The organism is Rouxiella chamberiensis, assembly GCF_026967475.1.
GTDB classification, from domain to species: Bacteria; Pseudomonadota; Gammaproteobacteria; order Enterobacterales; family Enterobacteriaceae; genus Rouxiella; species Rouxiella chamberiensis.
The window spans coordinates 1788652-1803184 of the sequence record NZ_CP114058.1; the positions used below are offsets into that span (position 1 = coordinate 1788652).

Sequence of the window (14533 nt, forward strand, 5' to 3'; positions counted from 1 at the left end):
TAATGAAGAGTTTACAGATGACCTTTCGCCAACGGCAGAAAAGGCTATTTCAAGTATGAGCGGATGAGCGTGGAGATTTCATCCGTGTATTGGGTTCGTTCTTTCAGCGACGGCTCTTCGGACAACAGGGTGTCGCGCAGATGGATCTCCATCATTTCGGCCATCAGGCCGTTTGCCGCGCCGCGAATGGCGGCAATTTGCTGTAGCATCGCCACACACGGCGTATCACTGCCGAGCGCGCGTTCAAGGGCTTCGACCTGACCGCCAATGCGACGGATACGGGTTAACACCTTCTTCTTGTCTTCTGCTGAATTTGGCATGGCGACGTCCTTTATACTATAGGGGGTATAGTATATTTTTCTAAAGTTGATGGCAATAATGTGTTTCTTCCCTTGTAGAGTAGAGTCCCCTGACAAAAGAGAAAGGCCCCGAGGCGGAGTTATCCACTTCGGGGCCTGTTTTTTACAGCGCTTTAGGGATTATATGGCGCGTTGGGCACGCGGCTATCGACCGCGAGACGCGATAATCTCGTCCGCCACGTTGCGCGGCGCTTCGGCGTAGTGATGAAACTCCATGGTGTAGGTGGCACGTCCCTGCGACATGGAGCGCAGCACGGTCGAATAGCCGAACATTTCGGAAAGCGGAACCTCGGCTTTGATAAGCTTGCCGCCGCCGCCGAGAATTTCCTCCATGCCCTGCACCGTACCCCGACGGGAAGAGAGGTCGCCCATTACGCTGCCCGCGTAGTCTTCCGGCGTTTCCACCTCGACATGCATCATCGGCTCGAGAATGACCGGACTCGCCAGTCTTGCCGCCTCCTTGAACCCAAAGATAGCCGCCATCTTGAACGCCATCTCGGAGGAGTCAACCTCGTGTGACGAGCCAAACGTCAGCGTCACCTTCACGTCGACCACCGGATATCCGGCCAGCACGCCGCTGCTCAGCGCCTCGACCACGCCTTTTTCAACCGCAGGAATGAATTCTCGCGGCACGACGCCGCCTTTGGTGGCATCGACGAAGGCGAACCCCGTGCCCGACGCCTGCGGCTCCAGCGTAAAGACCACATGGCCATACTGGCCCTTACCGCCCGACTGGCGCACGAACTTGCCGTCTACGTCTTCGACTTTGCTGCGCACCGTTTCGCGGTAGGTAACCTGCGGCTTACCGATGTTTGCCTCCACGCCAAACTCGCGCCTCATGCGATCGACGATGATCTCCAGATGCAGCTCGCCCATGCCGGAGATAATCGTCTGCCCGGACTCCTCATCGGTACGAATACGAAACGACGGGTCCTCCGACGCCAACCGCTGCAACGCGATACCCATTTTCTCCTGATCGGCCTTGGTTTTCGGCTCGATAGCCTGCGAGATAACAGGTTCCGGAAACTCCATCTTCACCAGCGTGATTTGCGCATTCGGGTCGCACAGGGTTTCGCCCGTGGTCACCTCTTTCAGCCCGACACAGGCGGCGATGTCACCGGCGCGGATCTCGTCCACCTCATGGCGCACGTTGGCGTGCATCTGCACGATTCGCCCGATGCGCTCCTTCCTGCCGCGCACGGGGTTGTACACGCTGTCCCCTTTCGACAGCACGCCCGAATAGACGCGCACGAAGGTCAGCTGGCCGACGTACGGGTCGGTCATCAGCTTGAAGGCCAGCGCCGAGAATTTCTCGTCGTCATCCGCCTCGCGATGCACCTCGTGGCCGGCATCGTCGGTGCCCTGCACCGGCGGAATGTCCAGCGGTGACGGCATCAGTTCCACCACCGCATCCAGCATCCGCTGTACGCCCTTGTTCTTGAACGCGCTGCCGCACAGCATCGGCTGAATTTCTCCGGCTACCGTGCGTTGACGCAGGCCAAAGGTAATTTCGTCTTCGGTCAGCTCGCCGCCTTCGAGATACTTGTTCATCAGCTCATCGGACACCTCCGCCGCCGCTTCGACCATCTTTTCGCGCCAGGCTTCGGCACTGGCCTGCAACGCCGCCGGTATCGGCGCATAGCTGAAGGTCATGCCCTGCGTCGCGTCGTCCCACAAAATCGCCCGCATCTTGCGCAGGTCAACCACGCCGATAAAGTGCTCTTCGCTGCCGATAGGGATCACTATCGGCACCGGATTGGCTTTCAGGCGGTCGATCATCATCTGCCGCACGCGGAAGAAGTCCGCGCCCGGCCGGTCCATCTTGTTGACGAACGCCAACCGCGGCACGCGATATTTATTCGCCTGTCGCCATACGGTTTCAGACTGTGGCTGCACGCCACCGACCGAGTCGTAGACCATGACCGCGCCATCCAGCACCCGCATCGAGCGCTCCACCTCGATAGTGAAATCCACGTGACCGGGCGTGTCGATGATGTTGATCCGGTGTTCGTCAAACGAGTGATCCATGCCGCGCCAGAAACAGGTGACCGCCGCCGAGGTAATGGTGATGCCGCGCTCCTGCTCCTGCTCCATCCAGTCCGTGGTCGCACCGCCGTCATGCACTTCACCCAACTTGTGGTTCATGCCGGTGTAGAACAGGATGCGCTCGGTGGTCGTGGTTTTACCGGCGTCGATGTGGGCCGAGATACCGATATTGCGGTAGCGCTCGATGGGCGTTTTGCGAGCCATATAATGTCCTTAATAGAGGATGGCCGAAGAGGAGGCGGGAAACGTGTCCCGTCGACGAGTCCCGTTCCCGGGACAGCAACATACTACAACTGTACGAGTATATTCGAACAATAGTTTCTTGCTATCGAAGTCATCGACGACTCGCCACGCAATACAGGCCGGAAAAAATTTCCCTTCGCCTCTTTCTGCGCGTTTACTTGAGTATAGCGCCGCCAGACAAGACACTCACAGAATCAAATAGTCCAGCAAATCATAGATATAAGAAAAACATATGACCATAACGAAAATTATTTCCTTATATTGAATTCGGTCTGTAACCACACAGTATTGGAAAATACAAAAAACAATAAGGCTCGGTCACACCATCAAGAGCACGCAATGAGGCACAGGATGTAACCATCTCAAACATTTGGCAGGATTATCTATGAATCAATCTTCTACAGCGCGCTCCTCCCTTGGTAACACACTCTCGGGTCCCCAGGTCACCATGATTTCCATCGCCGGTATCATCGGCGCAGGCCTGTTTATCGGATCCTCCAACGCCATCGCGACAACCGGTCCAGCGATACTTATCTCTTATGCCCTCACCGGATTGCTGGTCATGCTGGTCATGCGCATGCTGGGTGAGATGGCCGTGCTACAGCCTGATTCCGGCTCGTTTTCAACCTACGCCACGCGCGCCATCGGCCACTGGGCCGGATTCACCATCGGCTGGCTTTACTGGTGGTTCTGGGTGCTGACCATCCCGGTCGAAGCCATCGCCGGTGCCGATATTCTGCACAGCCTGTTCCCTGCCGTTGCGTCTTGGGAATTCGCTGTCGCCATCATGGTGCTGCTCACCGTGACCAACCTCGCCAATGTCAAAAGTTTCGGCGCGTTCGAATTCTGGTTCTCGATAGTCAAAGTGGCGGCAATCATTGCCTTTATCGTGATTGGCATGGTGGCCGTAACCGGTTACTGGCCTCTCGCCAACGTTCACGGGGTTTCGCGCCTCTACAGTGAAGGCGGCTTTATGCCCCACGGCTTCGGCACGGTGCTGGGCGGCGTACTGGTCACAATTTTCTCTTTTTTCGGCGCTGAAATCGTTACCATTGCCGCAGCCGAGTCGAAAAATCCGGCGCAGCAGATCCGCCGCTCGACCAATCTGATGGTGTGGCGCATTGCGCTGTTTTATCTGCTTTCCATCTTCCTGGTGGTGTCTCTCGTCAGCTGGAACGATCCTCAGCTCAAGGCGCAGGGAACCTTCCAGTTCATGCTGACCTCGCTAAACCTGCCGGGCGCGAAGCTGATTGTCGATATCGTGGTGTTTGTCGCCGTTTGCAGCTGCATGAATTCGGGTCTGTATACCGCCTCGCGCATGCTGTTCTCGCTGGGCCAGCGCGGGGATGCGCCTTCGCAGGTGAAAAAATCTCAGCCAACGGGGTTCCCGCGATGGCCGTGCTCGCCTCGACGCTGGCAGGTTTTGCCGGTTGCGTCGCCAACTATGCCTTCCCGAATCAGGTGTTCGATTTCCTGCTGTCGACCACCGGGGCCATTGCGCTGATTGTCTATCTGGTTATCGCGATTTCGCAGTTGCGCATGCGCTCGCAGCTTGAACGCAACGGCATGTCGCCCGAATTCAAGATGTGGTTGTTCCCGTGGCTGACCTGGTTTGCGATCTTTATCATCGTCGCGGTGCTGGGCTACATGATTATCTCGCCGGACTACCGCTATCAGACGCTGATGTCGTCGCTGGTAACACTCATCATGGTGGCCTGTAGTCTGTATGTCACACGCAATCGCAAGGCGCAGGATGTGGTCAAGATTGTCGGCAGCCAGAAAAATGCGCCGGCGCTGCGTCGCTCATGAACAAAGTGTGCGCTCCTCATCATCCTTGAACGCCGGTTGATGCTGATTTATCAGGCATTCGCTAAGCTTGAGTGATCAAGGGAATAAATGATGACAGGCAGAGGCATAACGATGAGCAATGTATTGATCTCCCCCGACGAGATTCGCGACCGGTTTTCAAAGGCCATGTCGCAGATGTATCAGCAGGAAGTGCCGCAGTACGGTACGTTGTTGCAGATTGTCAAAGAGACGAATGCCGCCTATCTGAACCGGCACCCGAACACCTTTACGGCGGATCTCGAGGTGTCAGAGCGCAATCGACTGGACGTCGAGCGCCACGGCGCGATTCGACTCGGCACGGCGGCCGAACTGGCGACCATGAAAGACCTGTTTGCCGTGATGGGCATGTCGCCGGTCGGCTATTACGACCTCTCGGCGGCGGGCGTGCCCGTTCACTCCACGGCGTTTCGTCCGGTGGACGAAGCCTCGCTGCTGCTTAACCCCTTCCGCGTCTTCACGTCGCTGTTGCGACTGGAGCTTATCGATAACGCCGACCTGCGCGACACGGCGCGGCGCATCCTCGAACAGCGGGAGATTTTCTCGCCCCGCGTGCGCGAACTCATCGAGCAGGCGCAGCAGGCAGGCGGACTTACTACAAATCAGGCCGACGATTTTGTCTCGGAGGCGCTAAAGACCTTCCGCTGGCACAGCGAAGCACAGGTCAATCTCGAGACTTACAACGCCCTGCTCGCCCATCACCGACTGATAGCCGACGTGGTGTGCTTCAAGGGACCCCATATCAATCATCTCACGCCGCGCACGCTGGACATCGACCACGTACAGCGGATCATGCCGGATTACGGTATTACGCCAAAAGAGGTGATTGAAGGGCCGCCGCGTCGTCAGGTGCCGATTCTATTACGTCAAACCAGTTTCAAGGCGCTCAGTGAACAGATTCGTTTTACCGATGATGAAACTGGCAAACATACCGCGCGCTTTGGTGAAATCGAGCAGCGCGGGTTGGCGCTCACGCCGAAAGGACGCGCGTTGTATGACCAATTGCTGCTGGCGGCATCGGCAAGCGGAAACGCACAGGACAACGACAGCCACCAGCGCCATATTGAAGCCGCGTTTGCCGATTTTCCGGATGACAAAGAGGCGCTGCGGGCTAAACAGCTCGGGTATTTCCGCTATCGGTTGACGCCGGGTGCCACCATTCCCGAACACAACGTCTCGCGCGACAATCTTGAAGATCTGATTCACGCGCGGGTCGTCACGTTCGAGCCTATCGTGTATGAAGATTTCCTGCCGGTCAGCGCGGCGGGTATTTTCCAGTCGAATCTGGGCAGCGACAAAGGCGCGGTCAGCAGCGGCAACCCGAATCAGGCGGCGTTTGAAGCCGCACTGGGTCGGGCGGTTATCAACGAGTTTTCTCTCTATGCCGCCATCGAAGAGGCGTCGCTGCAAAGCATCTTCGGCGATTAATTCACGAACGGCGGGCCGAGATTTGAGGCGTGGCCCGCCATCCCGGTATTCTTGACTTACCCTTTATAAGCTGCAACTATCCTCGGCAATCAAAGAAGGCGGCCCACCGTGCCTTGTGTCTCCCCCTTATGGAAACTCATTAAGAACCGATGATCGCCAATCACCCCGAACGTGAACAAATCCGCCTCGAAAATGTGCTGAATGCACTGGGTAATCCGCTGCGTCTGGCGGTGGTGCAGATTCTGGCCAACGGCGGCGAACACGCCTGCGGCACGTTGCTGCAAGGATTGTCAAAATCGACGCTAACCCACCACTGGCGTGTGCTACGCGAAAGCGGCGTTATCTGGCAGCGTCCGGACGGGCGGGCGAATCTGCTGTCGCTGCGCCGTGAAGATCTCGATGCGCGCTTTCCGGGACTGCTGGACTCGCTGCTTCATGCGGTCGAGCACGACAGCATTACCGTTGAATCCACCGCACGCCATCTGCGTGAAGACAGGTAGACGGTTCTGTTCGCCTTCTGTTATCGGCCATAAAAATCCAGCCTTTGGTTATCTCCCTCCTCGAGCTGACTTTTTACCAGCTCGCAAAACGTGGTGATCATCGCCGAACTCTGGCTGTCCTTGCGCTGTCCCCCTTTTCGATAGGCCAGATACAGCGGCGCGTGCAGCTCGGCCTGTTCCGACAGCGGCAAATAGACCACGCCGTCACCGCCCAGTCGCACCATGCAGGCGGGCACAATCGAGACGCCCAGCCCCGCACCGACCAGACTGAGGCACGACGTGAGCCGCGGCGCTTCCTGCACGATGCGCGGACTGAATCCCGCCCGATAGCAGGCCGCGAGAATGGCGTCGTACAGCCCTTGTCCTGCGGGTCGCCGGTAGAGAATAAACCCTTCATTGATCAAGGTATTCAGGGCGACTGGCCCGCTATGCTGCTGCACGAGGGGATGTCCGTCGGGCAGCGCCACCATCATCGGCTCCTGCAAGATGCGCTCGATTTTAAGCTCCGGCATACCCAGCACCGGCGTGCGCACGAAGGCGACATCCAGCGTGCGATTTACCAGCGCCTGCAACAGTTCGGTACTGCCCGACTCTTCGAGCTGCGCCGTCACCTGCGGATACACTTCGCGATAACGGCGCAACACGTTGGGCACGAAGGCGTGCAGTGCTGCCGAACTGGTAAAACCGATGCGAATATCGCCCTGCTTGCCTTCGGTGGCGCGCAGCATGGTGGCACCCAGGCTATCGGCCTGCGCGAGCAACGCTTTTGCTTCCTTGAACAATACCTTGCCGATATCGGTGGGTTCCACGCCGCGCGGGTATCTCGACAGCAGCTTGACGCCAAATTCATCCTCCAGACTCTGCAACAACCGCGTCAGCGGAGGCTGCTGGATAAAAAGCCGTTGGGCGGCGCGGGTGATATTGCCCTCTTCCACGACCGTGACAAAGGCCTTCAGTCGTCGTAAATCGATCGTTGCCATACCTTTCAGGTATCCTTTATGTTCTTCAAATGCATTAGACAGCAGCATACACCGCAGGCATCATAGTTAAAAACATACCTCAATTAACTTTAGACAATTATCGAGCACCTTCATGCCCGCACCCGTTGAAAGCCAGATGAACAGTGAACAGACGTTGCAACACCACGGCGTAACGCCGGACTGCCGCGCGCTGTTTTTTGGTTTCTTTATTCTCGGCCTGACCGGTTTCGGCGGCGTCCTGCCGATGGCGCGACGATTGATCGTCGAGAAAAAACAGTGGTTAAGCGGGGATGCGTTCACCGAACTGCTGGGCCTGTGTCAATTTCTGCCCGGCGGCAACATCATTAATCTGTCGGTGGCGCTCGGCAACGAATTTCACGGACTGCGCGGGGCGCTCGCGGCATTGCTTGGGCTGATTTGCGCCCCCACGGCCATCGTCGTCGGGCTGGGTCTGGTGTATGCCCGCTATCAGAACGACGTCATCGTCGAGCATCTGTTTGCCGGTCTGGCCGCCGGGGCTGCCGGGCTGCTGCTCTCCACCGGCATCAAGATGCTGCTACCCCTGAAAGGCAAATGGCTGCCGCTGGCGCTGGTTGCCGTCGGGATTGTCGCCATCGCCGGACTACGCCTGCCGATGCTGCTGGTGATGCTGGTTCTTGCGCCCATCAGCATCCTGCTGTACTGGAAGAGTCAGAAATGATCAGTGTATTAATCACGTTGGCGCTGCTGTTTACCCAGCTTTCCGTCATGGCGTTTGGCGGCGGCAATACGATTTTGCCCGAGATGCAGCGCGAAGTGGTGCAGAATCATCACTGGATGAGCGCGCAGGAATTCAGCGCCCTGTTTGCGCTGGCGCAGGCGGCACCCGGCCCGAACATGATGATTGTTCCACTGGTGGGCTGGCAGGTTGCCGGATGGGCGGGTCTGCTGGTGTCTTCGCTTGCCAAGTTCGGCCCGTCTTCCATCATCACGCTTATCGTGATGCGCAGCTGGAAACGCTACAAAGACAAGCCGTGGCGGCGCATTGTGCAGAGCGGACTGGTGCCGGTGACCGTCGGGCTGGTGGTGTCCAGCGGCCTGCTCATCGCCGAAGCCTCGGCGACCAGTCTGGCACTCGGAGGTATTATCCTTCTTTGCACCCTGCTGGCGATGAACAAAAAACTGCATCCCCTGTGGGTGCTGGCTATCGGAGCCGTGCTCGGCCTCCTCTTTGCCTGAATACATGACGAGCCTTTAACAATAGACTCAGTTTTTCACCGCGTTGCGACAATCGACAAGTAGCCTCATGGAAGAAGCGCTTGTCGGTTGACCCCTTCCTTTATCTTTTCCCTGCGCCCAAAAGAAAAAGCTGCCCGAGGGCAGCTTTTGCAATGAGGGTATCGGCAGGATCAGTTTGGAATTTCAGACACTTCTTTGACATCTGCCTTGTTGATTTGCTTCTTCATGCCCCAGGCATCCGTATAGCCAAGCATGCCGGCTTCCGTGTCCATCGGCTTGCCATCGCTGACAATCGTTCGTGCATCATTGGTATGAATCGCATAACTCGTACGGGTACATCCTGTCAGGGCAACAACAGACAGCACAGCTGCAAGCGGTAACAACATTGCCTTTTTCATAGTCAACTCCTTTGGTTAGTTATCTAATTCACTCATGTTGCTAATCTGGTCACGATTGATCTGCTCGGTTTGACCGGTCTGGGCATTTTTATAGGACACCAGACCCGTATCGCTGTCGACCTGCGGTTTACCGTCGGTCACGATAGTGCGGCCATCGGTCGTCTTGATCGACTGATTGGAGGAGCATCCGGTCAGGGTTACGACGGAAAGTGTGGTCAGCACCAGGGCGGCAAGCATTGATTTTTTCATGAGTTTCTTCCTTAAATTGAAAATTATCTAACATTTACCTAGTGTAGTAACTTTTAACGATTTCGCCGTTGGAAAGTGCCAAAAAAGCATTTACTCCTTAATCCAGACGCTAACGCTGCCCGCCTTGCAGCCAAAATGCCCACTGCCTTCCTGATTGCATTCGACCTGATAATCCGCATTGCCGGTGATGTCCTTCCACTGACTGCCGGCAAAGCTGTCGCCGAGAATGATGTCCTTGAATCCCTCGTCGCCGTTGGACATCACCACCACGCAGCCCGGTTTTTCGGCCGTGCCACTGCGCACAAAGGCGATACAGTTGGCATCATCCAGATAATCGGTTTGAATACCCCAGGCATAATCCTGACGGGCTTTGATAAGCGTAGGTAATACATCAACGGCTGGAAGATCGATTTGATGCGTCTGGCCGTCGTCGCCGCTGTCTTCGTAGCTGGCGCTGAACAGGTCAGGATAGAATACGGCGGGCACGCCCTGCTCGCGCAGCAGAATCAGCGCATAGGCCAGCGGCTTGAACCACGGCTCGACCGGAATTTCCAGCGATTGCAGCGGCTGGGTATCGTGGTTGGCGACAATGGTCACGGCGTGCCACGGGTCTGCCTGCACCAGCGTGTTGTCGAAAATTTTGGTCAGGTCGTAGTCTTTGCCCTGCTTCGACGCATGGTGGAAGTTCAGCAGCAGCGGCGCGTCAAACAGCATGGTTTTACCATCGACCTGATGAATATATTGCTGGAGTCGCTCGAGTTCGAAGGTCCAGTATTCGGCCACCAGATACATCGGGTGCGGCGCGGCCTCCTGCAGCTTGTCGATCCACTCCTTGTAGAACCAGGCCGGAATATGTTTGACCGCATCCAGACGGAAACCGGTGCACGGCACCTGCTCCATAATCCAGCGCGCCCAATAGTGCAGTTCTTCGCGCACGGCGTTGTTGCGAAAATCGATATTGGCGCCCATCAGATAATCGAAGTTGCCGAACTCGTCGTCGACCTCCGTGTTCCAGCCTTCGGCGGTGTATTCATTCACAATCTTGAATACGCCGTTTTCGTCGGGATTTTCGATGTGATCGACGCCGCTGAAACACTGATGATTCCAGATGAATTTGGAATATTCGCCCTGACGTCCGGCGAAGGTGAATTTGGTCCAGGCTTCGGCCTGCACCACTTCTTCTTCAATCTCTTCGCGGTTGTCTTCCTTCACACGATTGACGAGGATTTGCTCTTTCTCGTCGGCCCCCATCTTGTGGTTGAGTACCACATCCAGCAGCACGCCCACATTGTGCGCACGCAGTTTTTCAACCGCGGCCACAAGCTGGGTTTTGTCGCCGTATTTGGTGGCTACCGTGCCTTTCTGGTCAAACTCGCCCAGATCGAACAGGTCATAAGTGTCATAGCCTACGGAAGAAGCCCCGCCGTCGCCTTTATAGGCCGGTGGAAGCCACACCATGGTGATGCCCGTATTCGCCAGCCATTCGGCTTTTTCGGCCACTTCAGGCCAAAGCTTTCCGCCTTCCGGATAGTACCAGTGAAAAAACTGCAACAGCGTTGGATTTTCCATTTATGACCTTTCATCGTTGGTGGGGATAATTAGTAATAGACGAGATTTTGACTTTTTAATGGCAAACCGATTTTTAAATTTTTACGCCCCTACCCAGGCGCCCACGTCGTTGGTTTTAATTTCACTTAAAAAGAAAATGCCTCTCATTATCATTTCGTTTATCATCCTTACGCTTTCCCGATACAACCCTGACAAAAGCGCTCATCGGGAGGTTGCGTCTTCTGGGTGATGAGCGACGACACCATAAAAAAATTTATAAAAGGAATCATGATGATGCCGGCTTTTACTCTCAAACGCTCAGCGGTGCTTTGTGCAATAGCCACGTGCCTGCCGCTGACCGTGTTTGCCGAAGACACCCTGGTCGTCAACGCTGCGCCGTCGCAAACGGCCGATGCCCCAACGCAGGGCTATACCGCGAAAAGCAGCAAGGCGGCCACCAAGACAGACACCCCGTTGATAACAACGGGTCAGGCCGTCTCTGTGATTACCCGTCAACAGATTGACGACCAGCACGCCACGACGGTCAACGCCGCGCTGAATTACACGCCGGGCGTATTCACCAACTTTGCCGGAGGAGCCACGCGCTACGACACCGTTTCGCTGCGGGGTTTCCACGGCGGAGATGTCGATAATATCTTCCTCGACGGCCTGCGCATGCCCACCGACGGCGGCAGCTACAATATCGTGCAGGTTGACCCGTGGTTCCTCGAACGTATCGACGTCATCAAAGGCCCGTCTTCTGCGCTGTACGGACAAAGTATTCCGGGCGGACTGGTGATGGAAACCAGCAAGCGACCGCAGTTTGCCAGCGAAAATCATCTCCAGCTTTCGGGCGGTAACTTCAATACCCGTGGCGGCGCATTCGACACCACGGGAGCCATTGACGACCAATGGGCCTACCGTCTGACAGGACTGACCCGCAGCAGTGATACGCAATATGACCACCAGCGCGAAGAGCGCTATTCGCTGTCACCGCAACTGCTGTGGCAACCCGATGAAAATACCTCGCTGCTGCTGCGCGCCTATCTGCAAAAGGATCCGTCGGGCGGCTTTCACTCAGCGGTACCGGCGGATGGCAGTATTTACACATTGCGTGGCGACAAGCTCGGACGCGGTTTCTTTGATGGCGAAAGCGCACGCAACGCCTTCAAACGCCGGGAGCAAATCTACAGCTATGAATTCCAGCACAGCTTCAATGACGTCTGGTCGTTTCGCCAGAAACGCCAATTACACCCACTCCAACACGTCGTTGCAGCAGGTCTATCAGGGCGGATGGAATGCAGATCGCACGTTGTTGAACCGCTACTATTCGGGAGAACAGTCATCGCTGGACTATTTCGCCATCGACAACCAGCTTGAGGCGGATTTCGCCACCGCGGCCCTGCAACATAAAATGGTGCTGGGCTTTGATTTCCAGCATTACACCAACTCGCTGACCGCGCAGAACGGTTACGCCAGCGACCTCGACCCCTATACCGGCGTTTCGGGGGCGATGCGGTGGACCTTTATGGCTCGACGCAGGGCAAGCGCCGCTACCAGCAGGCAGGCGTCTATTTGCAGGACGAAATGATCTACGACCTGTGGCATCTGACCTTGTCCGGGCGTTACGACACGTTGAAGACCCGCAGCAATCAGTATGACAGCCTGTACGACAGCGAAACCCTGAGCGAGCGTAGCGATAAACACTTCAGCGGCCGCGCCTCGCTGCTGTATGCCTTTGAAAACGGTATCTCGCCTTACGTGAGCTACAGCCAGGCGATGACACCGTCGGCGCTGCCCGGTGCCGACGGCACGCTGCTGAAACCGATGACCAGCGAACAGTACGAAGCCGGGCTTAAATATCAGCCGGTGGGCAGCAGCAATCTCTACAGCGTGGCGCTGTATGACTTGACGCAAAAGGATGTCGGCAACCGCGTGGTAGTGGGCAGCTATTATGAACCGGCAGGCAAAATTCACTCTCAGGGGATCGAACTTGAAGCGCGCAGCAAGGTAACGGACCGCCTGAATATTATCGCGGGTTACACCTATAATCGCGTGAAGTTTAAAGATGCCATCGACGGCAGCAACGGCAATACGCCGTATATCACGCCGAACCAGATGGCGTCGCTGTGGGCGCAATACGCGGCGGGCATGGGCGTTAATCTGGGCGGCGGCGCGCGGTTTATCGGCAAGCAGTGGGCGGATAATGCCAATACCCAGCGCATTGCCTCGACCACGCTCTTCGATGCCTCGGTACGGATGGATCTTGCCGAGTTTACCCCCTCGCTAAAGGGCGCTTACGTGCAGCTCAACGTCAATAATCTGACGGACAGGAAGTACGTGGCTGCCTGCTACGGCACTAGCTATTGCTACTGGGGTCAGGAGCGTACTGTCGTGGCGACGGTCGGTTACGACTTCTAATTCCTGCCAGGCCCGGTTAGATGACAAGCCGGGCCTCTCCCCGACCCGCTTTTGCCGGACAGGCAAAAAGTTCAATATTTGTTTAATTTTTGCGAAAGTTTTGGCCTGATTGAAATATTTCTTTATAATTACTCGCCCTGAAAAGTGATTGGTTACACATCTTGATTCACCTTCAAGCAATTGTGTACATACAATATAAGGGTCATCCCGGCAGAATCCTCCCGGTCAAAATCCCATAAACTAGTGCCCCTGCGGCAAGAGTAACATTAAAAAAATATGAAAATGAGCATTCGCGCGATCTTAACATTGGTGTTGGCTGTTGCTGCGTATAGCCAGGCGGCATTCGCCGTCGTCTATCCGTTGCCGGCAAAAAACGGTCGTCTGGTGGGTGAAAACATCACCGTCGTCGTTCCACAAGATAACAAACTGCCGCTCGAGCATTTTGCTGCCCAGTACCAGATGGGCCTGTCAAACATGCTGGAAGCCAATCCGGGTGTTGATACCTACCTGCCGACCTCCGGCACCGTGCTGACCATTCCCCAGCAGCTTATCCTGCCGGACACGCCTCACGAAGGTCTGGTTATCAACAGCGCCGAGATGCGTATTTACTACTATCCGAAAGGCACCAACACGGTCGTCGTGCTGCCTATCGGCATCGGCGAACTGGGCAAAGACACCCCGCTGAACTGGGTTACCTCGGTACAGCGCAAGAAAGCGGGTCCAACCTGGACGCCAACCGCCAAGATGCATGAAGAGTACGCCGCCGAAGGCAAATGGCTGCCGGCGACCTTCCCGGCCGGTCCTGACAACCCGATGGGTCTTTATGCCCTGTATGTGGGTCGTCTGTACGCGGTACACGGCACCAACGCCAACTTTGGCATCGGTCTTCGTGTGAGCCACGGCTGTGTGCGTCTGCGTGATGCCGACATCAAATGGCTGTTCGAAAACGTGCCGGTCGGCACCCGCGTCCAGTTCATCAACGAGCCGGTGAAAACGACCGTGGAGCCAAACGGCGCGCGCTATGTCGAAGTGCACAACCCGCTGTCGGCCAACCAGGAAGAGTTCGACTCCCAGCAGCCGCTGCCTATTACCCTTGCCGGTGGCAATGCCACGCTGATGGCTGACCCGAGCGTCAACCAGCAAGTGCTCGACAAGGCTATCGAACTGCGCTCAGGTATGCCAACGCAGGTCAATTAATTTAGCCCGTGGTCTCTCGGCCCTCCCGGTTCTGCCGCGAGGGCTTTATTATTGCCTGCTTCCTCCCGCCTTCCTCCTTTCCACTCGCCCCGCTCATCCCC

At 56.4% G+C, this 14533-nt stretch carries 11 protein-coding genes and 2 pseudogenes; 7 read left to right on the forward strand and 6 right to left on the reverse strand.

What is annotated here, in order from left to right; genetic code table 11:
* Nucleotides 1–44: 44 nt before the first annotated feature.
* Nucleotides 45–320 carry a metal/formaldehyde-sensitive transcriptional repressor gene (locus tag O1V66_RS08245; RefSeq protein WP_045047658.1) on the reverse strand — a complete coding sequence of 92 codons (276 nt, stop codon included), beginning with the start codon at nucleotides 318–320 and terminating at the stop codon, nucleotides 45–47.
* A gap of 183 nt (nucleotides 321–503) precedes the next feature.
* Nucleotides 504–2609 carry an elongation factor G gene (gene fusA, locus O1V66_RS08250; protein ID WP_045047657.1) on the reverse strand — a complete coding sequence of 702 codons (2106 nt, stop codon included), beginning with the start codon at nucleotides 2607–2609 and terminating at the stop codon, nucleotides 504–506.
* Nucleotides 2610–3033: 424 nt separating this feature from the next.
* On the opposite strand from fusA, the pseudogene O1V66_RS08255 reads away from it, so the two are divergent.
* The 3 genes and pseudogenes from O1V66_RS08255 to O1V66_RS08265 all read left to right on the forward strand — a co-directional run bounded on the left by O1V66_RS08255 (nucleotide 3034) and on the right by O1V66_RS08265 (nucleotide 6421).
* Nucleotides 3034–4457 (forward strand): annotated as a pseudogene (locus O1V66_RS08255) (amino acid permease).
* Nucleotides 4458–4568: 111 nt separating this feature from the next.
* Complete coding sequence (gene hglS, locus O1V66_RS08260) at nucleotides 4569–5921, forward strand: 2-oxoadipate dioxygenase/decarboxylase HglS (RefSeq protein ID WP_045047655.1); 1353 nt, start codon at nucleotides 4569–4571, stop codon at nucleotides 5919–5921.
* A gap of 149 nt (nucleotides 5922–6070) precedes the next feature.
* Nucleotides 6071–6421, forward strand: coding sequence for an ArsR/SmtB family transcription factor (locus tag O1V66_RS08265; protein WP_045047654.1), 351 nt, complete (start codon nucleotides 6071–6073; stop codon nucleotides 6419–6421).
* A gap of 20 nt (nucleotides 6422–6441) precedes the next feature.
* Here O1V66_RS08265 and O1V66_RS08270 read toward each other — a convergent pair whose 3' ends face one another.
* Nucleotides 6442–7401 (reverse strand): LysR family transcriptional regulator, encoded by a 960-nt coding sequence (locus O1V66_RS08270; RefSeq protein ID WP_269128255.1) that lies wholly within the window; start codon nucleotides 7399–7401, stop codon nucleotides 6442–6444.
* Nucleotides 7402–7537: 136 nt separating this feature from the next.
* Here O1V66_RS08270 and O1V66_RS08275 point away from each other — a divergent pair, with 136 nt between their 5' ends.
* Both O1V66_RS08275 and O1V66_RS08280 read left to right on the forward strand, forming a co-directional pair.
* Entirely contained in the window at nucleotides 7538–8101 is a 564-nt protein-coding gene (locus O1V66_RS08275; RefSeq protein ID WP_241481414.1) for a chromate transporter, read from the forward strand.
* Nucleotides 8098–8619 (forward strand): chromate transporter, encoded by a 522-nt coding sequence (locus tag O1V66_RS08280; protein WP_045047652.1) that lies wholly within the window; start codon nucleotides 8098–8100, stop codon nucleotides 8617–8619. Before O1V66_RS08275 ends, O1V66_RS08280 begins: the two co-directional genes overlap by 4 nt.
* Before the next feature lie 170 nt (nucleotides 8620–8789).
* Here O1V66_RS08280 and O1V66_RS08285 read toward each other — a convergent pair whose 3' ends face one another.
* The 3 genes from O1V66_RS08285 to amyA all read right to left on the reverse strand — a co-directional run bounded on the left by O1V66_RS08285 (nucleotide 8790) and on the right by amyA (nucleotide 10835).
* Nucleotides 8790–9017: a YgdI/YgdR family lipoprotein gene (locus O1V66_RS08285; RefSeq protein WP_045047651.1), complete on the reverse strand. Its 228-nt coding sequence runs from the start codon at nucleotides 9015–9017 to the stop codon at nucleotides 8790–8792.
* Nucleotides 9018–9032: 15 nt separating this feature from the next.
* Nucleotides 9033–9266 carry a YgdI/YgdR family lipoprotein gene (locus tag O1V66_RS08290; protein WP_045047650.1) on the reverse strand — a complete coding sequence of 78 codons (234 nt, stop codon included), beginning with the start codon at nucleotides 9264–9266 and terminating at the stop codon, nucleotides 9033–9035.
* A gap of 90 nt (nucleotides 9267–9356) precedes the next feature.
* Nucleotides 9357–10835 carry an alpha-amylase gene (gene amyA / locus O1V66_RS08295; RefSeq protein WP_045047649.1) on the reverse strand — a complete coding sequence of 493 codons (1479 nt, stop codon included), beginning with the start codon at nucleotides 10833–10835 and terminating at the stop codon, nucleotides 9357–9359.
* Between the two features lie 267 nt (nucleotides 10836–11102).
* Between amyA and O1V66_RS08300 the strand changes: the two are divergent.
* A pseudogene (locus O1V66_RS08300) lies at nucleotides 11103–13235 on the forward strand (TonB-dependent siderophore receptor).
* A gap of 276 nt (nucleotides 13236–13511) precedes the next feature.
* The gene (locus O1V66_RS08305) at nucleotides 13512–14432 is read left to right on the forward strand and encodes a L,D-transpeptidase family protein (RefSeq protein ID WP_045047648.1); all 921 of its coding nucleotides are present in this window, start codon (nucleotides 13512–13514) and stop codon (nucleotides 14430–14432) included.
* Nucleotides 14433–14533 lie beyond the last annotated feature (101 nt).

Bases quoted from the DNA above. Each gene is read 5' to 3' on its own strand.
- O1V66_RS08245 (WP_045047658.1), bottom strand. From the start codon at position 320: ATGCCAAATTCAGCAGAAGACAAGAAGAAGGTGTTAACCCGTATCCGT.
- fusA (WP_045047657.1), bottom strand. From the start codon at position 2,609: ATGGCTCGCAAAACGCCCATCGAGCGCTACCGCAATATCGGTATCTCG.
- hglS (WP_045047655.1), top strand. From the start codon at position 4,569: ATGAGCAATGTATTGATCTCCCCCGACGAGATTCGCGACCGGTTTTCA.
- O1V66_RS08265 (WP_045047654.1), top strand. From the start codon at position 6,071: ATGATCGCCAATCACCCCGAACGTGAACAAATCCGCCTCGAAAATGTG.
- O1V66_RS08270 (WP_269128255.1), bottom strand. From the start codon at position 7,401: ATGGCAACGATCGATTTACGACGACTGAAGGCCTTTGTCACGGTCGTG.
- O1V66_RS08275 (WP_241481414.1), top strand. From the start codon at position 7,538: ATGAACAGTGAACAGACGTTGCAACACCACGGCGTAACGCCGGACTGC.
- O1V66_RS08280 (WP_045047652.1), top strand. From the start codon at position 8,098: ATGATCAGTGTATTAATCACGTTGGCGCTGCTGTTTACCCAGCTTTCC.
- O1V66_RS08285 (WP_045047651.1), bottom strand. From the start codon at position 9,017: ATGAAAAAGGCAATGTTGTTACCGCTTGCAGCTGTGCTGTCTGTTGTT.
- O1V66_RS08290 (WP_045047650.1), bottom strand. From the start codon at position 9,266: ATGAAAAAATCAATGCTTGCCGCCCTGGTGCTGACCACACTTTCCGTC.
- amyA (WP_045047649.1), bottom strand. From the start codon at position 10,835: ATGGAAAATCCAACGCTGTTGCAGTTTTTTCACTGGTACTATCCGGAA.
- O1V66_RS08305 (WP_045047648.1), top strand. From the start codon at position 13,512: ATGAAAATGAGCATTCGCGCGATCTTAACATTGGTGTTGGCTGTTGCT.